The sequence below is a fragment of the Cohnella sp. SGD-V74 genome (genome assembly GCF_003001675.1).
In the GTDB taxonomy this organism is placed as follows: Bacteria; Bacillota; Bacilli; order Paenibacillales; family Paenibacillaceae; genus Cohnella.
Genome location: NZ_PVYW01000014.1, coordinates 21,393 through 43,106 on the forward strand (window position 1 = coordinate 21,393; position 21,714 = coordinate 43,106).

Genomic DNA, 21,714 nt, shown 5'->3' on the forward strand with positions numbered 1-21,714 from the left:
AAAGGAGGAATTCCCTATGCTGTATTGGACATTTGTTTTCTTGATGGTCGCGATCGTGGCCGCCGTTTTCGGTTTCGGAGGAATCGTCAGCGCGGCGGCGGGAATCGCCAAAATCCTGTTTTTTATCTTCCTGATCCTGTTCATCGTCTCCTTGTTCACCGGCCGGCGCGGAAGAATCTAGACGCGTTCGGCGCCGCCTCGGTCGGACAAGCAATCTGGATAATAGTTGCAGGAAGTGCCTTTTTCAGGTAAAGTAGGCTGTAGCACTAGGTCAACTCCCTTCATTCCATCCGTCCGGCCGACGGGGTGAATCTTTCTTTCTAATGCGGCAACTTTACTTTCTCTAATCACGATAATCGTCTTTCCAACGGATATGGACGCCTCCCTGCGCTTGATGCGAATCGGGGGCGTCTTTCTATTTTCTCAGGGAGGTGATTGAGGACGCGGCGATTGCGTTAATAGGTTGACAGTTGACCCTGCGGGGGGAACTCATCAATTCAACGGAGGTTGATCCTATCATGAAAGCTTTACTTCTCGCCGGAGGTTTGGGAACCAGGCTTCGCCCCTTGACGGAACATCTTCCGAAGCCTATGGCACTTGTCGGAAACCGGCCATGGCTCGAGCATCTTCTCCTGCACTACAAAGAGCAGGGCGTGAATGAATTCGTAATCGCCGTAAAGCATTACCGGGAGCTCATCGAGAGCTATTTGGGAGACGGCTCCAAATACGGGGTCCGCATCGATTATTCGGTGGAAAAAGAGCTGTTGGGAACGGCCGGTGCGATTAAAAACGCGGAGCGTCTGCTGAGCGACCGTTTTGTCGTCGTTAACGCGGACATTATTCATCAGGTCAATCTGACGGCGGCTTTACGCTACCATGAGGAGCACGGAGGAGCGGTGACGATCTGTCTGACCGAGGTGGAGGATCCTTCCCACTACGGCGTCGTCGAACAGACGGACGGCGGGCGGATCGTCCGGTTTACCGAAAAACCGAAAAAAGAAGAAGCACCGTCAAATCGGATTAATGCCGGCATATACATTATGGAGCGGAGAGCGCTCGACTTCGTGCCCGCGGGCAAAGTCGTATCGATAGAGAAAGAAACGTTCCCCCTGTTGATCGACAACGGCAGCGGGGTATACGGCCATCCCATCGGAGGGTACTGGATGGACATGGGTACCAAGGAGCGCTATCGCCAGCTCCATTGGGACCTGCTCGACCGCCGCTTCCCGCTGCGCATCGACGGCAAAGAAATGGAGGATAAGAGCATCTGGCTCGGAGACAATGTCCGCGTCGGCCAAGGCGTCCTGTTCATCCCCCCCGTCATGATCGGGGACGACGTCACGATCGGCGACCGGGCGATTATCGGGCCATACGCGGTCGTAGGCAAGGGAAGCCGTATCGGCAAACAAGTCCGGCTGGCCAATTCCATCCTGTGGGATCGCTGCAAAATCCGCGCCGGCGCCCAGCTCAACGAATGCATTTTCGGGACGGCCATGCAGGCCGGTCCGCACATTTTGCACGAAGCGGTATGCAATCGCAATTTGGAGGTGCAACGCCGATGAACCCACGTCCGCCCCAGATCGCCTACGTCAGCACTTACGTTCCCAAAAAATGCGGCCTGGCCACTTACACCCACCATCTGAGAGAAGCCATTTTCCATGCCAAAGGTTCCCGTTCACCGGACCCCGTCCTCACGATGTGCAATCCGGACGAACAGGACGATTACCGCGAAACGTGGATGCTTCCGATCATCAAGCAGGAGGTCGACGATTACGTCAGGGCCGCGGAGTTGATCAATCAAAGCTCCGTGGACATCGTCTCCTTGCAGCACGAGTTCGGCATTTTCGGAGGGGAGGCCGGCTCCCATCTGCTGGAGTTTCTGCGCCGGCTGAAGAAGCCTGTCGTCACGACTTTCCATACCGTATTCGAGCAGCCCGTCGAGCCCTATGCTCCAGTGCAACGGGAGATCGCCCGCTGGAGCGATCATCTGCTCGTCATGAACCGCAAAGGACTCGGCTATCTGCAGGACAACTTCGGCATTCCTCTCGACAAAATGACGTTCATCCCGCACGGAACCCCGGTTCCGAACAATGCCGACCGCGCGAAGGTGCGCAGGGAAGCCGGCTGGGATAATCGCAAGGTGCTGTTTACGTTCGGCCTGCTCGGCCGCGGCAAAGGCATCGAACTGATTCTCCGCTCCATGGCGACAGCCGTGCAAGCCGTTCCCGAGCTGCTCTACGTAATCGCCGGGCAGACGCATCCGGAGGTGCGCAAACACGAGGGGGAGGCTTACCGCGAAGAGCTGAAGACGCTGATCCGGCATCTCGGATTGGAGCATCACGTCCAATGGATCGACCGCTACTTGCCGGAAGACGAACTTGTGTCGCTCATCTCCGCTTGCGATCTGTACGTTACGCCCTATCCCGGCATGAGCCAGATTACGAGCGGCACGCTCGCTTACGCGGCCGGGCTGGGCCGGCCGATCCTGTCGACGCCTTACGTCTACGCCCGCGATCTGGTGCAGGGCCGGGAGGAGATGCTGCTTCCTTTCGGGGACGCGGACGCTTGGAGCGCCAAGCTGATCGAAGTATTTACTTATCCGGGCATGCTGGCGAACTGGGAGCGCCAGATCTCGGAAATCGGGCGAAGCATGCATTGGCCGCATGTGGGGGCGCAGCATTTGCGGCTATTCCAGCGCATCATGACGGAGCAGAGGGACAAAATCGCCGATGTCGTCTAGTTCGACGAGCCAAAGGGCGTTCGCGTTCCGCCAGGCGCCGCTTCCTTCCTTCGCCCACCTGCGCCGCCTGACGGACGACACCGGACTGCTCGAACACGCCCTGGGCCGCGTTCCCCGGAGGCGGGAAGGCTACACGACCGACGACAACGCGAGAGCGCTGTGGACGGCGACGGAATGGCTGTCGTTCGGGGAAAAGACGATCGGGGAGGAAAACGCGCGGGAATTGGAACGGCTGGCCGACGTCTATCTGGCGTTCATGCTGTGGGCGCAAGAGGACAACGGCTGGTTCCTGAACAACTTCGCCTATGACCGGACGCTGGAGCCGGAGGAAACTTCCCACGATTGCCAGGGACGCTCGATCTGGGCTTGCGCCGACGCCTGGATCCGGCTGTCCGGCCCCCGCCGGGAGACGGCCCGGACGATCTTCGAGCGCACGCTGCCCACGTTCGGCGGGATCGACTCCCTGCGCGGGCAGGCGTTCGCGATGGCGTCGTGCGCCCATGTGCTCCAGGCGTCGCAGGAAGGCGCGATCGACCTGCCGCTCGACGTCAAGAGCGAGCTCCAGCACCATCTGACGCGGCTGGAGGCGGTGCTGTGCCGGGCGTACCGCGACTTCTCCGTCGCCTCCTGGCGCTGGTTCGAGCCGGCGATGACCTACAGCAACGGCGTGCTGCCGTGGGCGATGCTCCGCACGTACCGGTTCACGCGGCGGCCGGAGACGTACCGGGTCGGCACGGAAAGCCTCCTGTTTCTCGTCGAGGCGATGACCGCCGAGGAAGGCTGGCTGCGGCCGATCGGCAACGAGGGCTGGTGCACCAACGATTCGGACGCGGTCAGCCGCTGGGACCAGCAGCCGCTCGAGATGTTCAAGCTGGCGCTGGCGCTGCGGGAAGCGACGGTGGCGGATCGCCTGGCCGAGCATGAGAACAGCCGGCTCGTCGGCAGCGCGCGCGGCCACGGAGCCGGCGATTCGCCAGCGGACCGCGGCGGGATCCGGCCCGCGGTGTTGGGCCGTTCCGCGCTGGAGGAGGGCTTCGCTCTCGGAGGGCGACAGCGCTGCAGCTACGCCGCGCTGCGCGACCTGTGCCGGGACTGGTTCTACGGCGCCAACGACCTGCGCGTTCCCGTCGCCGATCCCGAGGACGGAAGCTGCTGCGACGGCCTTACCCCGTACGGCCCGAACATCAATTGCGGCGCGGAAGCCGCTCTGTCGTATTTGATGACGGAGGCTCTCTGCCTCCGGAAGTAAAAAAACAAGCATCGCGATTCGCCGTTTCCGGCGGGTTGCGATGCTTGTTTCTTTGCAGCTGGCCGGTTGGCCGGGCAGCATTGGGATGACGTTGCTCGATTTTTTCGAACATTGCCCCCCGTTTGAGCGCCATTTGGGAGTCGTTACTCGATTTTTTCGAACATTGCCCCCCGTTTGAGCGCCATTTGGGAGTCGTTACTCGATTTTTTCGAACATTGCCCTCCGTTTGAGCGCCATTTGGGAGTCGTTACTCGATTTTTTCGAACATTGCCCTCCGTTTGAGCACCATTTGGGAGTCGTTACTCGATTTTTTCGAGCATTGCCCTCCGTTTCGCCGCCATTGGGGAGACGTTACTCGATTTTTTCGAGCATTGCCCTCCGTTTTGGCGCTATTGGGGAGGAGTTAGTCGATTCTTTCGAACAATGCCATCCATTTGGGTGCCGTTGGAGAGTCGTTACTCGATTTTTTCGAACATTGCCCCCCGTTTAGGCGCCGTCGGGGAGTCGTTACTCGATTTTTTCGAACAACCGGTTCCTGTGAAAATCCTCACCGGACTTATGTTCATCTACGTAAATGGGTTATCCGCATCTTTTTGAGAGAGGCTTATCGTTTCGCGCCTCGGAGCTTGTCCAACGCTTCCCGGAAGTCGTCCGGAAGCGGAGCGCTCACCTGCTGCTTATCACCCGTCCACGGATGCTGCCAGATGAGCCGCTCGCCGTGCAGCGCCTGTCGGGAAATAACGGTCCGCTTGCCGCCGTACAGTCCGTCACCGGCCAGCGGATGGTTGATCGACGACAGATGGACGCGAATCTGATGCGTGCGCCCCGTCTCCAGATGCAGACGCACGAGCGTATGATCCACGAATCGCTCGACGACCTCGTAGTGGGTCACCGCAGGATCGCCCGTCTCGCTGACACGACGGCGCGTGGAGTGGTGGCGGTCCTGGCCGATCGGCTTGTCGATCTTGCCTTTGTTCCCTTCCACTCCTCCTTCGGCTAGCGCCACATAGACGCGCCCGATCGTTTTCTCGCGCATCCCTTTATCATACTGATACTGGGCGAATTCGTTTTTGGCGTACAGCACCGGCCCCGTCGTATCCTTGTCGATGCGGTGCACGTGGCGTACGCGCAAATCCTGCCCCGTCATCTCGTAATACGCGGCGACCGCATGGGCGAGCGTCTTACGCTGCCCTTTCTCGCTCGGATGTACCTCGAGGCCCGCCGGCTTGTTGACGACAAGTGTGAACTCGTCCTCGTACAGGATGTTGAGCTCCATCCAATCCGACGGATAATCCCGCTGTTCACGCGGAAACAGATGCAGCCGCAGGTTGGTTCCCTGCAGCAGACAGCCCCGGTTCTGCACCAGCTTGGAGAACAACTTGGGCGGCAGCGGCAAATGCTTCGCGACGACCGCGAGCGGCGCGCCCGCCAAAGCGTCCGGCAGCCGAATGTCCATCCACTCGCCTTTGATACGTCCCATGCCGAGCAAAGCCTGCTGCCCACCGCCGCGCACGGCGGCTCCCGGTGCGGCAGCCGCTCCTGTGCGCCTTGCGCCGGAATTGCGCTCAGCCGTACGTGCTGCCCGATCGCCAACTCCGATGCCCGCCCCCGTCTCCGCCCTCAGGTTGCGGCCGGACCTGCTCCCCTGACTTACGGCCTTCGACACACGCTCATCACGCCCTGGACTTGCCGCTCTGGCCGCGCGATCCCCGCGACCATAGCCTTCGCCCCTCGCTGCTGGCTCGCCTCGTCCGTAGCTCCCGGCCTGCGGCGCCCGTTCGCCTCTGCGTCCTTCACCGTCCGTCCGCTTTGACACTCCACCGCCTCGGCCTCCAACGTCCGTCCGCTTGAGCGGCGCTCCGCCGCTTCGGCCGACCGTCCCCGCTCGCCCCGCCCCGCTGCCCCGTCCGGCTCCCGAAGCTCCGCGCTCCCGCCGTCCGTGTTTTTCCTGGCCGCCGGCCGGCTTCTGCCCGCCGCGCGTCCGATTTCTTCCCGCTCCGCTCATCCTGTCTTTCCTCCGATTTCTCATACGCGCCCGCTAAGCGTTGCCGGGCTTTGCCGACCAATATACGGGAACGGCCAGGCGATGTCAACCCGGCCTCTATTCCGGCAGCTGTATCTAAATTGAAATAGAAATGTCACTCGTAGAGTAGCTTTCACGATCGTCAATTTAGGATTTTCAGTGTAAAATGGTGTTGTCTGTAAGTAATGGATACTATCCCAATGCCTGGTGGTTACAATGGGGGAAGGAGTCTGACATAAAAGATGAGCAAATTTGTTAGGAATTCAAATGGAACATGGGTTAGAATAGATGGACAACCCATCGCTGATATTGATATTCCAGAGCTTATCGAACTTGGCTTGAAGGCTGCTTTACAACGCGAAAAACAAAGTACAAACCCCAAGTACCATAGAACACCCGTCGAGCAAAAGTTGGCATTTGAATTTTCACAAATGTTTAAAGAGCAGGTCAGCGATTATAACAATGCAATCTATGACGAAGTGAACCTTGTTCGACAACTCGTTTCGTCAGAAGATAAAATACTACAATGTCGCAAAGCTATCAATATCTATAAAGAAGCACAAACCTTTTGTTACAGTAAGGGTCAAGGCGGACAAATTTATTTTGATGACATGTGGGAGCATTGTCACAACTCTAAAAATGATTGTTTTAGCTTCATCCAGAAGACTCGAGACCTTTTAACCAAACTTGAGAAGGGGAAATCCAAATGACCGATCGCGAACTGCTGGAATCAATTCTGTTGAAACTCAATCATGTAGAATCCCAAATTGAAAATGCTCGTCAAGATGCCAGTCGCGTTGAAAGCAAATTAGACTCTTTTCGTGAAGAACAGGACTTGAATAACAAGCTGCTGATCGGAGATACATCTGGAATTAAACATCACATTCGTGACCTATCAAAGGATTCCCGCGAATTCCGTCGGGAAGTCCGCGAATGGCAGCATTCCACCAATCGGCGCATTGATAATTTGGAAGAGAAGCTGTCCGACATGCGCGAAGCATTGAAGTAATATTATAACGGTCTCGATAAGAGAAGTCGCTTGGAACAAGCACAATCCATGCATGCTCGTCGGACAGGCTCAAGAATCAATCTTCATCATCATCTCTTCCAGCAGCCGGATTCTCGCCAGCGAAGCCCGCAGCAGCCCGATTCCGATCTCCGGATACAGGCGAACAAGCCGCGTCACATCCTCACGCTGAAGCACCAGCACGCGAACATCGCCGAAAAACGCCTGCCCCGTCACCGACGAAGGCGACTCGTCAAGAGCCGACGTCGCGCCGCATACCTCTCCGGCCCCGAGCACGCCGAGCGTGCCTTCCCAGCCTGCGGCGGATACGCTCGTCAACTCGACGTTGCCTTCGATGACGACGTACATCGCCGAGTTCTTTTCTCCCCTATGCAGCAAATAACTGCCGTCCGCGAACGTCATCTCCGTCGCCGCGCCCGCGATCAGGCCCAGTTCCTCCAGCGACAGGTCGGCGAAGAACGGGACCTTCTTCAGGAATACGACCTTGTTTAATCTGCCAAGCGCGCCCTGCTCTTCCTTCATCGCCGTTCCTTCCTCCCCTCGCCGCCATTCTCCGGCCATCTCCCGCCACCAGTCGTCGGACGACTCCGCCGACAGCTCGACCGCCGCAGCTGCCGCTTCCGCGGTCATACTGGCCGAACGTTCCGCGTCTGCCTGCCAGCTCGCCGCCAACCTCTGCGACAGCTTGCGCACGCCGCCGATTCCTTCGGCGAGCACCTCCAAGCCTCCGCTGCGAATTTCCTCATCCTCGTCCGCCAAAGCCTTCTTCACGGCGGCGACAACCTGCTCATCCGTCAGCCGCTCCAGAATGGCCCAGACGCCTTCGTGAATCGTCCGCTCCAAATCTCGCTGCCTGAGCGCAGCCAGCTCCGCCAAATCCGCTCGTCCCAGCACGGCGTATGCCTCGGACAACAGCGCCGACTGCGCATGGTCGGCCAACTTGTCCGCGCCCTGCTCGGCCAGCCAGCCGCGAACCTCCTCGTCCGGCAGCAGCTTTGCCAGAGCCGTGATGCAGGCGCTCCAACTTTTCGGCGCGGCGTCCGGCAGCGCTCCCTTCAGCGTATCGACAATGCCGTCGCCCATCTCGATCAACGCCTGCACCGTAACGCGGTACAGCTCCTGATCCGCAGCCGGCAGCTTCGTGAGCAGGCCGTCAACGACCTCCGTCCGTTTCAAAACGCCAAGGCAAGCCACAGCCGCCACCCTGACCGCGGGATGCGGATCCTCCAGCAGCTCCTTTACTTCCTCTGCGAAGCGGTCCAGACGCAGCTCCGCCACAACCCGGCAGACATGGATCGAAGACTCCCCGCCTTCCTTCAGGATTCGCTCGATCACTTCGTAGCAGGCTTCGTAGCTTTGCGCGCTCTCTAACAAGTACATCGCCTTGACCGCTTCGGCCACGACCATCGGCGACCGATCAAGCAGCTTCATCCGCAAGAAGAAAAATGCCTGAGAAGGCATATGCTTCATCAGCGCCAGCTTGCGCACGACTTCCAGACGGACGTCCGGTTCCGGGTCCTCCAGCAGCGAAGCAACCTTGGCCATCTCTTCCAAGCCCGCACCGGACAGGTCGAGCGCCTTCAGCGCGGCGATTTTCACCCGCGGGCTCTCGTCATCGATTCGGGCGAGAATTTCCGGCATGTACCGGGAATCCTTGCTCCGCCCGAGCAGGTTCAGCGCGACCTCTCTCGCTTCTTCGCCGCCGTTCCCGAGCATCGCCAGCACGGCGCCCATCGTGCGCGAGTTGCGGAAAAACTCCTTGTAGCTCTCCGCCAGCTCCTTGTCCTCCGAGAAGCTCGCCGTCTGCAAGCTGCGGACCAGTTCCTTCATATAGAGCTGTCGAACGATCCAGGCCAGGACGAACATCGCTCCGGCCCCGGCCAAGCCGAGCGCCGCCAGCTCCGCGAACCCCCAGCCGAAGCCCGTATGCAGAAACTGCAGCCCCGCTCCGAGCAAAATGCCAGCGAACGTAGCGACGCCCTGCGCCACGTAGCGGAAGCCGTCACGCTGCTGCAAAGGCAGCATTTTGTAGAACAGCTGATAGGAAGGCTCGGCCGAATAGTAGATCAGCAAATACGTCAGCATGTAGCCCCCGGACACCGCGAGCATCGCCGCGGGAGAGCCGATCAGACTCCAGGCGGCCGCGAACGCCAGCACGTAGACGGCCGAAATGCCCGCCAGCATGCCGCTCGCTCCGAGCCACGCCATCAACCGTCCCGACACGAGCTGCAGCAGAAACGCCAGCGCGAACAGCACTGTCGTGACGACGCCGAACATTTTGCCGAAGTCGGCCTCGTTCGGATAGGCGGCGTGGGCCGTATTCAGAAACACGAACTCCATCAGAAAATACAGCGCCGGCATAATCGTCATCATGCCGAGAACGCTGAGCAGAAACGGAGACTTCAACGTTCGCTTGAAGTAGTCCATCGACGACAGCGTCATCTGCTGGCTGTCAAGACCTCCCGCCGATCGGAGCGCCAGCGGCACGAGATAATCCGCGATCGCTTTGCGATAGTTGTACAAAGCGGCCAACAGGAACAGCGGCCCCAGCACATAGACGATGTCCGGACCGAGCAGCGGGCTCGCCACCTGCGTGATCACCCCGGCGACGACGCCGCCCAGCGTAGCCGCCGCCACGAAGAACGGCATCAGCCGTTTCGCCTGCTGAGTCGGGCACAAATCGACGGCAAGACTCCACAGCAAGATCGTCTGCTGCCGAACGACGAAGTTGGACGTCAGAAACAGAAACGGGTAGTAAAACCGGAAATCGATGCCGGCCGCTCTCAGTCCCAGCAGCACGATCGCGTTAAACGCCACGATGCCGATCATCAGCGAGAACATCGTCCGCATCAATCCCGGCTTCGTCATTCTGCCGGCAAGCCAGGTCATGAACCACGCTTCGAGCGGCAGAACGACCGCTTCCGCGACATAGATATAAGGAAGATACACGCTGCCGAAGCGTTGATTGAACAGCGTCATGAACCCGTTGTAGTTCAGCATCTCGGCAATGCCGCACAGCAGGAAGACCGGCACCATCAGCGCGAGCTTGTGCCGGTCCTCCGTCATAATCCCCAATCGGCGAATCCATTGTTGTGCAATCATACGATACTCAACTCTCTTATGTAATCCGAAGCCAGTAGATGAGCCGGTCTTCCCCGTCGAAGTAGTAGTCCGGACACTGGCCGATCAACGTAAACCCGTTCCTCTCGAACAGTCTGCGAATCGTCTTGTACTCCGGAAGGCTGCACGTATATGTCATCAAATAACGGGCTGACGCCCGGCGCAAAAATTCGAGCATTCGTTCCAGCAGCGCTCCCGCGATTCCCCATCCGCGGTATTCGCGGTGCACGACGACGTAATCCCAGCTGTAGCCGCCCGTCTTCTGATCGTTCTCGGCCACGCAGCTGACGCCGATAATTTCGTCCCGTTCATTGGTCGCATACCAGACGACAGCCTGCCCGGCAAGCGCCCGGTAAGGCAAAGTTTTGAGCTGCTCCTCCTCGCCGGGCGTGTATCTCGTATCGTCGAACGAAAACTCGGAGAAAAAGAACTCCACGACGCTTCGGGCCCGCGCCGCCGAATCCAGCAGATGTATTTCGTATGTCCGTGTAATCATTCCCGCCGCCCCCTCTCCGCGCTAGACTGCCAGCGTTCCGTTCCAGCCGGAAGAAGTGCCCTTCTGGAAGTACTCGTCGCAGAGATAGAAATACAGCTTGGCCGCCTTGTCCATCCGGTTCTGCTTGATGACCTCGACGAACGTCTCACGGGCATCGTAGAATCGGCCTTCCTGGCACAGCATGAGCCCGCGCTCGAACAGCGCCTTCGTACGTTCCTTCGCCAATCTGACCGGCTCCGAATCTCCCTCGAACACGTCGATCAGCTCGATCGCCTGGTCCTGTCCTTCAGGCGTAATGCGTCCAAGCGAGCGATGGCGGAACCGTTCCGGCTCGCGCAGCTGCTCGAACAAATCCCGGGTCACGAGCACGGAAGCGCCCAGTTCCTCGGACATTTTCTCCAGCGTGGCGGTCAAATGCACGTCGTCCGAGATGACGTTGCCTTCCCAGCGTCTCTCTTCGCCGATAATGCCCATCATGAGCGGCCCGCGATGAATCGCGATGCCGATGTCGATCGGCGCGTAGCCGGATTGGCGCCTGCTGGCGTTGTAATCGTCCAGCTCCTGGCGAATCGCGATCGCCGCTCTGAGCGCCTCCTCCGCGTAGCCCGGGAACAGCGCCATGAAGCCCGCTCCGAGATATTTGCTGACAAGCCCGTCCTCCCGCCGCACGAGCGGCCCGAAGCGGCGCAGGAACGCGTTCATGAAGTTGAAGTTTTCCTTCGGCGTCAGCGTCTGCGACAGCTTGCGGAAATCGCGAAGGTTGGCGACCATCACCGACATTTCCTGCTGCACCTGATCGCCCAGGCGAATATCGAGAATGCCTTTCTTGCCGAGCGACTTGAAAATCTGCTGCGGAACGAACCGGTAGGACACTTCGGAGAAGCTCGTAATGTCCGAAATATACTGCCGGATGTATCTGGCCATGCGGTTGAACTGCTCGCCGAGATCGCCGACCTCGTCGCGGCTCTTGACGTTCACTTCGACGTCCCAGTTGCCGTCGGCCATCGCCATGACGCTTTTGCGCAGCTTGCGCACCGTCGACAGCATGAAGAACGTTCCCGCCAAAATGATGACCAGCAGCACGCCGGTAATAATCGCGATATTTTGCAAAATGTTTTGATAGATTTTCTGATTGGCTTGATAGAGAACGCTCAGATCGCGTCCGGTCTCGTAGATGCCGACGACCTCCTGATTGCTGTTGTACACGGGACCGATCGCGTACAGCCACTTGCCGTTCGCGTCTTCCCACTGCCCGGTGCGGATGATGCCTTCGAGGCGGACGGATTCATTCTCTTCGTTCATCTCGAACGGCTTGAACATGTTCACTCCGTCGTCGTCGTCCATGATGATGTACAGCTGGCCTTCGTCGTACTTGTACAGCGTGCTGTACAGCCCCTGCCGCTCGATGTCCTGCTCGCCCGCGAAGAGGAAGTCCATTTTCTCCCGGATGAATTCGTATTCGCCGTTGCGGTAATCCGCCGGGGAGCGCAGCTTCTCCAGACGGTCGCCGTCGATCAACTGCTGCCCGTTGCGGGCGAGAAGCGACAGCTCGCGCTGCATCTCCTCTTCCATTCGGGAAGAGAAGCCGTTATAGATGGAATTCGACAGCAGCACCATGCCGACAACGATAATCGGAACGATAACGACCCCTTGCTTGAGAAAAAGGGATACCCGGCGATTCATCAGATGGACATAGACGAGCCACAGCGAGAGAATCAGCAGCGCGATGCCGGCCGCCGCAGCTCCCCACCGTATCCATCCCGAGGCGAGCACCCCGCCGGAGTAGCCGGCTTTCGTCAACACTTCCGCCAGCCGATTCTGCTTGTCGTACAGCAAAATGCGATCGTTGAGCACGACGGCGTACCCGCCGTCGGTTTTCGGAACGACGTCCATGATCTCGTGGCTTTCCGCATCAGGAACCGACTGCACGATCGACGGCCCGTCGAGCAGCACCTTCAAATCGGCTCCGCCCGAAGGCATGACCGTCACGGCGTTCAGCAGGCGGTCGACGAACATCAGACTGCCGTCCGGCGCGATCGACAGCCTTTCGGGGAAATTTTTGCGGGTGCGATCCATGCTTGCGAGCGGATACAGAATGTTGCTCGACCCGTCCGCCGCCACGCGGAAGATGCTGCCGCGCTTCGTCGTATAGTAAATTCGACCCGGTTCCGTTCCTTCGATCTCGGACAAGAACCTGTCTTTGGGCAGAGTAAACGAAAATCGTTCCTGAGGCTGTCCTCCCCCTAACGGGAGCTGCATCAGAGACACCTTCTCCGGTGCGGACAGGAAGAAATACAGGCTGTCTCCCTTCACCTGCAAGCCTTGAATTTGGCCGACGCGCTTGCTCGTGCCGTTGCCCTTCCATTCATAGAGCGTTTCCGGGGAATTGCCCTTCGCGTCGTAACGGACGATTCGCTCGCTCTGAACGATGAGCCCGTAGGAATCCAGCACCGTATCGAGCACGATCGGCCGGCCCTCTCCGTCGACCGTCGCCTCCGTAAAGTCCTGACGGGAATCTCTGCCGATGCCCTCGTGCTTCGCGGACGTCTCCAGCTTGCCTTCCGGGGACAGACGCACGATCTCCTGCTTCGACTGTCCGATGACGACGAGCGAATCCCCGGTCGCCTCCGCGGCCCTCGATAGATTTTCCAGCGGATATTGCCGAGACCAAGGTCCCTTCTGCAGTCCGCCTTCCTGCTGAATCCGATAGACGGACAGTCCCGTCAACGTCAATGCGACGACAAGCGACAATAACGCAAGTTTTCTCATATCGTTATACCGTCTCTTTCCTTGGTTGGCATGCGCTCGATGCCTTGTCCCGTCACCTAGCCTATTATTTCCATCGTACTATAAACAACGACAATTTACATCCTTTTTCCTATATAAAATGACATTTTTCAAGTAATATTGTAGTATGGAAATTGATAGAAAAGATTGGCGTTAACCGCCGATGGAGGATGGTTCAATGGGTCAGCTCGTATGCGGGGGGGCCGTTCTGCAATGTTCGTTCGGTCTGGCGCCGGGCATGCTGAACGTGCTTCCGGTCAACCGAACGACGACGGCGATGCCGATCGCCAACATTATGGACAATAAGCCTTTCGTCAACATAGCGCCTTTCGGCATGTGCAACTCGATGGCCAATCCCGCCGTCGCGTCCGCAACGGCCGCGGCTCTGGGCGTTCTGACACCCATGCCGTGCACGCCCGCCGTCGCCGCTCCCTGGGCCCCCGGCTCCCCTACGGTGCTCGTCGCCAACATGCCCGCCTTGAACAATTCCTCCAAATGCATGTGCAACTTCGGCGGAGTCATTCAGATCGTCAATCCCGGACAAGTAACGATACAGGTGCCTTAATATGATAGAGATGATATTAAAGCCGTTCATCCAGCCGATCAAACGCAAGATCATCATGCCGCTCAAGCGCGCAGGCAGGCTCCCCAAGCTGATCGTCCGCTGGCTCGTCAAGTGGATGCGGAGCATTATGGGCGGCAAGCTCCGTTCGCTGGAGAACTATTGGAAAGTCGGAACTTTCTACATAGCCAAGAAGCTGTTCGTCATTATCATCCTGCTCTCTTTGGTCATCGTCTATTTCGGCTTCATCAAGCCGCCGAAGTTTGTCGACAAGTGGTTCGCCAGAACGCCGAAGATCGAAGCGTCGTCCGCGATGGCGCAAGGCTTTACCGGTCTTGCCAAAATCGTCGACGAGAACGGCAACCTGGTGTACCAGGGCCCTCTCGACAACGGACAATTTTCGGGCGCGGGCAAGCTGTTCGCTCCGGACGGAACGCTGCTTTATATCGGAGACTTCAGCCAAGGGCTGAAGTCAGGCAAAGGGGAGCTGTACGACGCAAGCGGCGCGCTCCTCTACCGCGGCCAATTCGCGGCCGATCTGTACGAAGGCAAGGGAACGCTGTTCAAGACGGACGGCTCGATCCTGTACGACGGCGGCTTCGCGGCGGGCAAATACGAAGGCAAAGGAACGCTGTACTCCGCGCCGGACCAGCCGCTGTATGCAGGCGCTTTCGCGGGCGGCGAGTACCAGGGCGCCGGCAAACTCTACGACGAGAGCGGCAAGCTCGTCTACGAAGGCGCGTTTAACGCCGGCAAGTACGAGGGCGCGGGCAAGCTGTATCGCCCCGACGGCTCCTTGCACTACGAGGGACAATTCCTCGCGGGCGTCCTGTCCGGCGCCGGCAAGGAGTATTTCCCTTCCGGCGTTGCCAAGTACGAGGGCGCGTTCCTGCTCGGCAAGTACCACGGCACGGGCAAGCTGATGAACGAGCAGGGCATCGTCCTGTACGACGGCGGCTTCGTCGGCGGCCTGCGCGACGGGGACGGCAAAGCGTTCGGACCGGACGGCATCGCGCAGTACGCCGGCAAGTTCAAGGGCGACCAGTACGAGGGCGTCGGCACACTGCTCGACGCGGACGGAGCGGCCGTCTACACCGGCTACTTCAAGGGCGGGGAGATTCACGTCCAAGGCTTCCTCGGCCTCTCGCTTCCGAAGCTTCAGGAGTTGTTGGGTGCGCCCGACGCTCCTGCTGCGGGCGAGATTGTGCCCGAGGAGCTCGAGCCGTTCGTTGAGGAGGAGCCTCCGATCGACTCCCCTGCGGAGGAGAGCGATGGCGGTGGCGACAATGGCGGCGGATCGACCGGGGATGGCTCGGGTACAGGCGACGCGGGCGGATCGGGCGCGGGTGAAGCCCCTGCCGCTAGCGGCGGAGCAGGCTCGGATGCCGCCGCGGGCGGTTCGACGACGGGCTCTGACGGCTCAAGCTCCGCGGGAGGGACGACGACAGGCTCCGATGGTGGAAGCACCTCTGGAGAGGGCAGCAATGGCAATAGCGGAGGCGATACGAGCAGCGGAGACGGCGCGGGTTCGAATGCTAACGGCGGTGGAGATGCGAACGGTGACAGTGGTGCTGGTTCGAATTCGAACGGCAGCGACTCAAGCGGTGGCGGTGCGGATTCGAACGCCGGTGGAAACACTGGCGCCGGCACGGGTTCGAACGCTAAGGGCGGCAATTCAGTCGCGAATGTCTCCAGTTCGATCGCCGGAGGAACAAGCAACCGTTCCTCGTCCCCTATCGTCTTGGCAGCGGCAAAGACGAGAATCGTTAAAGTGCTGCCTCCGTCCCCGGCTGAATCGGAAGCGGAGATTCTGCCGGACCTTCCTCCGGAGCCGCTTGATTTCAGTTACGCCGCCCACCAGTTCTCATTTAAGCTGAAGGCGGACGAAGACAATCCGGAAGCCTACGCCGTCACCGAAATCAACACTTGGAACAAGACGGTGCTGGAGCGGCTTGCAAAAGTGATGGAAGACGAGAAGCTTAAAGGCATCAAGCAGTCGCTCGGCGGCAGCAAGTACGAAATGACCTACCTCTGGAACGACGCTCTTTATATCTTCACGTATAATAAAGACGTTCCGGTGCGGCTCAGCGTGCATCAGTTGCAGCAGTGATCCTAGACAATTTGTCTATGTTAGGAAGGGGTCTGTCCCATAAGTAAGGACGTACAAAATTATCGATGAAAAAAGTGGGTATCTATCTCCTGGAGACTGCCTCATACGGTCCTGAAATCACCTCTTAACGGGTTTACCGTTCCCATTTCAGGATCGTATAGCAGCGGAAGGAGATAGATGCCCATAAACAACCATTCATCGGTAATTGTTCGGTACGTCTCTTTTTACTTATGGGACAACCCCCTTTCATTTAACGGACCACCAGAACGCCAATCCCCGCCATCCACCCGACCTAGGTCTCATGATTTATATCAATCTGATTTTTTCCATCGTCATAAGAGGGTTAACGTCGTTATTTTGCGAAGCCGGAGAAATTCGTCATGAAAGGCGCGATTTTAAACGCACCTATCCGCCACGTTTCCCATTCGACTTCCATAGGAACATCTGACGTTATTCGGCGGATCGGCTCGACTGCTCCCGCTTTCGAGGAATCCGGTCATTAACCAACAAAATAACACCGTTGCCACTTTTTTACTTTCGATATAACGTGGATTGTAGGGGATTGTCCCCCACATTACGGAGTCCGGGAGGTAGTATCGATGGATGCAGAAGAAGTAGTAGCGGTAGAAGGACAGGAAGCGGAAGTTGAAGCGGTTGCAGAGGAAGTCGCCGAAGAGGCGGTTGCCGAAGAAGCCGTAGCCGAGGCTGTCGAGGAAGCGGAAGCAAGCGCCGAGCAGGAAGAAGCGGTTGCCGAAGCGTCTGAGGAAGCGGCCGAAGAAGCATCCGAGGAAGTTTCCGCGGAAGCGGAAGAAGAAGCGGTAGTCGCCGAAGCGGAAGAAGCGGTCGCGGAGGAAGCTTCCGAAGACCAAGCCGTTGCGGAAGCCGAAGCGGACGAGCCCGCGCTGGCCCAAGTCGCCGCGCACGAGAGCGAAGCTTCCGAATCGGAAGCGGAAGCCGAGTAATCATCCATTCCTGATCGGACAACGATCTAAGGGGCTTATCTGCGCGGGGATTCGATCCGCTTGCGCCGGCAAGCCCCTTGTCATGTTCTGAGCGTCACGAACGGCTGCGCAAAGAGGCGCGAAGAGCCCACTTGCGTTCGTGCCGCTTCATATACTTGGGCAGGGTTCGGTACAGTTGGCGGCACTCCTTGAACGCTTCGGCGGCTTCTGCCGACTTGCCCAGGCCGTCGTAAATCGTTCCCAGCCGGTAATAAGCCTCGCACGAAGAAGAATTGACGTCCTTGAATTGCTGCAAATAAGCGATCGCCCGATCGGGATCGGACTTGGCCAGCGCCTCAGCCAGCCTCAGATACGGCTGTCCGTACTTGACCTTCGGGCTGATGGCCAGCGCCCGCTTCATCGCCTGCTCGCCTTCCTCCACTCGCCCCAGCGCAAGCTCGCAAGTTCCGAGATCGCTCCAATACTCGGCCGAATGCTCCATCTGCTCCCCGATGCCCTGCAGAATGTCCCTGGCCTGCGCGTGTTTCCCGCTCTCGATCAGCAATCTGGCCAGCTCGGATTTGGCCGACACGTCGTGCGGACTCATCTCCAGCTGCCTTCTCCATTTGGAGATCGAGCCGCGCCTGCGCAGCGGCTTGACCAGGCTGGGAGACAAGCCGATAAACCGCCTCTCCAACACATAGATGACGATCAACAGCACGATAATCGCAACGAACGGATTGCCGAACAGCCAAGTCAAACCAAGGAAAAGCAAAATTTTGCTCATAATCAAGCCTCCTATCCCACTCGCCCTTACGGTCCAATCGCGATGGCGGCTGACTTGATGCGAATTCTTTAGACGCTGTCGATTCCCGCAGCCGCTTCATCGACCGCCTTGCGCAGATCGGCGGCCGGATATCCCGAGCCTTCCGGCAGCTTCTTGAACGCCCACCAACGGATACGCAGCGATGTGCCAGTGGCGGCGCCGGCCAGCTTCATGCCGATCCGGAAACTGCCTTTGTCCGGGTAAATCAGCGTGCCGAAGCTGATGTTCGGAAGTTCCGCTTCGTACTCCGTATCTTTAAATACGTCCGTCGCGCCGAAATAGACCTTCGAACCTCCCGATCCGACCGGAGCCTGCGAATCCGGAATTTCCTCAAGCCCGACGACGACCGTCACTTGGCCTTCTCCCAGACCGTGCACGATTTCGTCGGTCACGTAATTCCGCTTGCCGCGCGAGAAAAATCTCGGTCCCTGCCTAGCTTGCGAATCGAGAGGCACCTCCACGAGTCCGGTAGCCATTTCGTCCTGGATCGTCTGAGGCTGAGGGATACCCAGTTTGAAATCGAACGCGTTCCGCTCGGGATGGTACACGACGTCCAGCTCCGGCTTGCTGCCGTATTCCAGATCGTATGCGCGCGCCTCTGCGTAGAAGCGATGCAGAGTCGAAGCTCTTCCGCTGCGGGAAAGCCGATTGGCAAGAGATGCGTTAGGAATATATTCGCCGAAGGGTACCCGTTCCACCTGCTCGATCATATAAGTCGGCCCAAGCTGCAGCAGCCCGATCTTGGCCAGGCACACATCTTGGTCGGCGTAGCCCTCCACCGCTTGATCCAGGGAACGTTCGTACCATACTTTCAAAATGCGCTCTTCGACGGGTTGGTCGATGATGTCGACCGAATGACGGACGGTATGATCGATAGGCACGCGATTGTCTCCGAGCAGCAGTTCGACGGAACCTGCGTTCAGCGTCAGGCTGCCGGTCGTTCCCGCGCGATCCTGGACCTTCACGCTGTAGTTTAGACGATATTCCGTATCCTGCTTGTCGCCCGGCTCAAGAAACTTGACGATGTTGCCGTCTTTGCCGAGAGCGTCGAAGCCGTCCGCTTCGTAGGCCAAGGAGAGGGAGACGCGCGGGGCTTGCAGCGTTTTTTCCACGACGAGAGTAACGTCGACGACTTCGCCCGGATTGGCGAACTTCGGCATTCTCTGGGTTACGCGGACGTCCTTGTCCTGATAGATCGTCACGATGTCTTCCAGCAGGCCGTCATGCTCGAAAGAATGAGGCGACGGCGCTTCTTCCTTCACGTACAGCCGATAGCTTTCCAGGAACCGGTTGTACTCGCTCATCTCCTCGCCGCGAACCGAGGAGTTGCCGACCGAGTGGACGGGCTCCCGGCCTTTTTCGTCGTAAGCGACGTAGAGATAGACATTCTTCTTGTACTCGTTGTTGGTGAAGCCGTCGATCATCGACAGCTTCAGAGTCACGGGGGCGGATACGACGATCTCGCGGCCAAGGTAGTCGAGCGCGACGCCCATCTCCACGGTAATCGTCTTGTCGTCCACCGGAACGACCTGCATGCCGGCCACGACGCCGCTGCCGAAGAGAAGCCGGTTAAGCAATCTTCTCTTGTCGTTGAAGTATTTCTGCTCCGATTCGAAATCCCGCACGGTCAGCAGCTTTCCGTAAAAATACCGGTTCCTCTCAAATGGAAACATCCTCGCCTTTTTCACCGGAACTCCCCCTTAAAATGAGTCGTCATTCCAACTCCGAATCCATTCCCAGCCTCGTGTGCGCGTCCATCCTGCCGTCCATATGCTGATCTACGATAAGCGTATCGTTCGGCATGCTTCTGTCCGGTCCGAGCGTGAACAGCGAAGGCTCGGCCAGTACCGTATTCACGCCGAGATACGTATGCAGATCGAGATACATCCAGGGCTCCAGCCAGACCATCCGCACTTCCGTGTAAGCCGGCTTATGCTCCTCGATGAGGCCGCGGAGCAGCACGCGCTCCTTCTCCGACGGGGCTTGCGCCTGATCCAGCAGCACCGTGAACGTGTACGGATTGTCCCCGTAAAGCCCGTCCAGCAGCCGCCTCAGATCGGCGTTATCCCTCATCGCCTTGTATTGGAACGGCTCGACGATGACTGGCGGACGGCCGGTGAACGTCTCGACGAGCTTCGCGGTGCCCCGCCTCGTCCCTCTGTAGCGATACAACTCCGGCGCGGCGCGAATGAGCGCGCGCACTTTGTCGTCGCGCCAATGCTCGTCGCTGTCCAGCCCGAGCCAGGATGCGAGCCAGCGAAGCTGCCCTCCCTGCGCCCGTTCGCTGTCGAAGTAGGCGGCCATGCCGTCGATCTTCTCCTCCACGCTGTCGTACAGCGTGCCAAGCAGCGACAGGTACCGCTCCAGGAAGTCCCGGCTGCTCTCCTCTTCCTGATACACCGCAGGCAAGTAGGACAGCAGCGTCTCCCGAGGAAAATATACGCGAAGGCGGCGCAGCAGCGGCGTCTGCCGATCGCTCCCGATCCACTCGATCTTCAGCCACAGGTATCTGCCCTGGGCGCCGAAGAACAGAGCGTCGGACGGGTTGACGATCGGAGCGGACCAGTGAGGGGCCATTCCCGCAAGCTTGTCGCGGAACGAATGCTCCTCGTCGGCGATCCAATCGTCCACCTTCCAGACGGTGCCCTGAATCGGCAGAAACTCCGAATCCGAGCTGTAGTACGATACCCGGATTTGCGTGCCGTCGGGAATGTCGGCGTCGATCGCGAACTTGTGCCACACCGTCTCCGCTTCGGCGCTGTCGAACGCCTTGGACAGCCACATCGCTTCCGGAATCGAACTGCCTTCCCAGCCCATCGTCTGCGGCTGCAGCTCGAGCACCGTTACCGTGCTCTCTTCCCCGTTCCATACGTACATCCGGTCGCGGCCGTCGATGACGATGGCTCCGGCTTTGCCCCGGAATCCGGAGATTCGGTCCTGATGCTCCCCGTTGCCGCTGAAGCGCACGATAAAACGGTCGTCCTCCCCGTCTTCCCCGATCTCACGCGAATCCCCGATGTAGATCATGTTGCGGGAATCGACGCTCAGTCCGGCAAAATATTGCGGAGGCATCAGGAAGCGCTCCAGCCTGCGTTCTCCCCCCGAGCTCGAGAGAATATACAGAGCGCAGGTCAACGTCTCCAGAACGAAGGCGTCCCCTTGCGGCGTCACGGAAATAAACTGCGTTCCGCGCCAGCGATCCGTCTCCGCCGGGAGTCTCGCCGTAAACTTCTCGTTCGCGTAGACGTCCGTCACCACACCCGACATCGTCATCCTGATCAGCGCGAGCTGCCTGAACCCGAGCGCGTCGGTCGCATTCGGATCGTCGACGGGCAGACGCGTCGTCAGGACGTACAAACCATGCTCGTCCGAGGCCAGCGCCAGCGGGTGGAACGGAATGCCGTCCAGCTCGCGCCCCGATCTGCGGAAGCGAAGCTGGCCGTTGGCCATGTCGAACGCCGAGATCGACGGCTCGCCCGCCGCATCTGCGACGAACAGCGTGTCTCCCGTAATCGCCAAGTTGGCCGATGCCGTAAACAGATGATGCCCGGGCACGAACAGGCGCTCATGATGCCGGCTGCCCCTGTCGTACGTCCATAAGTCTCCCTCGGCGTTCAGGAACACCAATCGGCCCTGGGAGTGAACGGCGAAGGCGGTCACGTCGCCGACGCCTTCAAGCTGAGACAGATGCACTGTCTCGAGAACCCCGTATTTCTCCCCTCGCTTGATAGCGACCTCTTCGTCCAGCTCCAGATTGCGTCCGACTCCGCGGCGGGCCCAATGCTCCGGCCGATTCAGCGAGAAGTACGTCGTCCCGCCCTGCATGTCCGTCC

Annotated in this window: 16 protein-coding genes; 9 read left to right on the forward strand and 7 right to left on the reverse strand. The window is 59.0% G+C overall.

What is annotated here, in order from left to right; genetic code table 11:
- Positions 1 to 16 precede the first annotated feature (16 nt).
- The 4 genes from B0G52_RS20635 to B0G52_RS20650 all read left to right on the forward strand — a co-directional run bounded on the left by B0G52_RS20635 (position 17) and on the right by B0G52_RS20650 (position 3,989).
- Positions 17 to 181: a DUF1328 domain-containing protein gene (locus B0G52_RS20635; protein WP_094047281.1), complete on the forward strand. Its 165-nt coding sequence runs from the start codon at positions 17 to 19 to the stop codon at positions 179 to 181.
- 337 nt (positions 182 to 518) lie between these two features.
- Complete coding sequence (locus tag B0G52_RS20640) at positions 519 to 1,562, forward strand: nucleotidyltransferase family protein (protein ID WP_094047282.1); 1,044 nt, start codon at positions 519 to 521, stop codon at positions 1,560 to 1,562.
- Positions 1,559 to 2,740 carry a glycosyltransferase family 4 protein gene (locus B0G52_RS20645; RefSeq protein ID WP_094047283.1) on the forward strand — a complete coding sequence of 394 codons (1,182 nt, stop codon included), beginning with the start codon at positions 1,559 to 1,561 and terminating at the stop codon, positions 2,738 to 2,740. The genes B0G52_RS20640 and B0G52_RS20645 overlap by 4 nt, the downstream gene beginning before the upstream one ends.
- Entirely contained in the window at positions 2,730 to 3,989 is a 1,260-nt protein-coding gene (locus tag B0G52_RS20650) for a hypothetical protein (RefSeq protein ID WP_094047284.1), read from the forward strand. Before B0G52_RS20645 ends, B0G52_RS20650 begins: the two co-directional genes overlap by 11 nt.
- A 604-nt stretch (positions 3,990 to 4,593) precedes the next feature.
- On the opposite strand, the gene B0G52_RS36250 is transcribed toward B0G52_RS20650, so the two are convergent.
- Entirely contained in the window at positions 4,594 to 5,994 is a 1,401-nt protein-coding gene (locus B0G52_RS36250) for an RluA family pseudouridine synthase (RefSeq protein WP_233162880.1), read from the reverse strand.
- 260 nt (positions 5,995 to 6,254) lie between these two features.
- On the opposite strand from B0G52_RS36250, the gene B0G52_RS20660 reads away from it, so the two are divergent.
- Both B0G52_RS20660 and B0G52_RS20665 read left to right on the forward strand, forming a co-directional pair.
- Entirely contained in the window at positions 6,255 to 6,722 is a 468-nt protein-coding gene (locus tag B0G52_RS20660) for a hypothetical protein (RefSeq protein WP_094047285.1), read from the forward strand.
- Entirely contained in the window at positions 6,719 to 7,021 is a 303-nt protein-coding gene (locus B0G52_RS20665; RefSeq protein ID WP_094047286.1) for a hypothetical protein, read from the forward strand. Before B0G52_RS20660 ends, B0G52_RS20665 begins: the two co-directional genes overlap by 4 nt.
- A 69-nt stretch (positions 7,022 to 7,090) precedes the next feature.
- On the opposite strand, the gene B0G52_RS20670 is transcribed toward B0G52_RS20665, so the two are convergent.
- From B0G52_RS20670 to B0G52_RS20680, 3 genes are read right to left on the reverse strand one after another with little or no spacing between them, the layout of a single operon-like run.
- Positions 7,091 to 10,141 carry a cyclic nucleotide-binding domain-containing protein gene (locus B0G52_RS20670; protein ID WP_094047287.1) on the reverse strand — a complete coding sequence of 1,017 codons (3,051 nt, stop codon included), beginning with the start codon at positions 10,139 to 10,141 and terminating at the stop codon, positions 7,091 to 7,093.
- Between the two features lie 16 nt (positions 10,142 to 10,157).
- The gene (locus B0G52_RS20675; RefSeq protein ID WP_094047288.1) at positions 10,158 to 10,655 is read right to left on the reverse strand and encodes a GNAT family N-acetyltransferase; all 498 of its coding nucleotides are present in this window, start codon (positions 10,653 to 10,655) and stop codon (positions 10,158 to 10,160) included.
- Between the two features lie 21 nt (positions 10,656 to 10,676).
- Entirely contained in the window at positions 10,677 to 13,424 is a 2,748-nt protein-coding gene (locus tag B0G52_RS20680) for an adenylate/guanylate cyclase domain-containing protein (RefSeq protein ID WP_094047289.1), read from the reverse strand.
- 196 nt (positions 13,425 to 13,620) lie between these two features.
- On the opposite strand from B0G52_RS20680, the gene B0G52_RS20685 reads away from it, so the two are divergent.
- The 3 genes from B0G52_RS20685 (at position 13,621) to B0G52_RS20695 (ending at position 17,076) form a co-directional block, all read left to right on the forward strand.
- Positions 13,621 to 14,007 (forward strand): DUF4280 domain-containing protein, encoded by a 387-nt coding sequence (locus tag B0G52_RS20685; protein WP_094047290.1) that lies wholly within the window; start codon positions 13,621 to 13,623, stop codon positions 14,005 to 14,007.
- Position 14,008: 1 nt separating this feature from the next.
- The gene (locus tag B0G52_RS20690; protein WP_094047291.1) at positions 14,009 to 16,114 is read left to right on the forward strand and encodes an MORN repeat-containing protein; all 2,106 of its coding nucleotides are present in this window, start codon (positions 14,009 to 14,011) and stop codon (positions 16,112 to 16,114) included.
- 599 nt (positions 16,115 to 16,713) lie between these two features.
- Positions 16,714 to 17,076, forward strand: a complete 363-nt coding sequence (locus B0G52_RS20695) for a hypothetical protein (protein ID WP_094047292.1) — start codon at positions 16,714 to 16,716, stop codon at positions 17,074 to 17,076.
- A 94-nt stretch (positions 17,077 to 17,170) separates the two neighbouring features.
- Here B0G52_RS20695 and B0G52_RS20700 read toward each other — a convergent pair whose 3' ends face one another.
- From B0G52_RS20700 to B0G52_RS20710, 3 genes are all read right to left on the reverse strand, one after another.
- Positions 17,171 to 17,842, reverse strand: a complete 672-nt coding sequence (locus B0G52_RS20700) for a tetratricopeptide repeat protein (protein ID WP_094047293.1) — start codon at positions 17,840 to 17,842, stop codon at positions 17,171 to 17,173.
- 68 nt (positions 17,843 to 17,910) lie between these two features.
- Complete coding sequence (locus tag B0G52_RS20705; protein WP_094047294.1) at positions 17,911 to 19,569, reverse strand: hypothetical protein; 1,659 nt, start codon at positions 19,567 to 19,569, stop codon at positions 17,911 to 17,913.
- A 25-nt stretch (positions 19,570 to 19,594) separates the two neighbouring features.
- On the reverse strand, positions 19,595 to 21,706 hold the full coding sequence (locus B0G52_RS20710; protein ID WP_094047295.1) for a phage tail protein: 2,112 nt from the start codon (positions 21,704 to 21,706) through the stop codon (positions 19,595 to 19,597).
- Positions 21,707 to 21,714 lie beyond the last annotated feature (8 nt).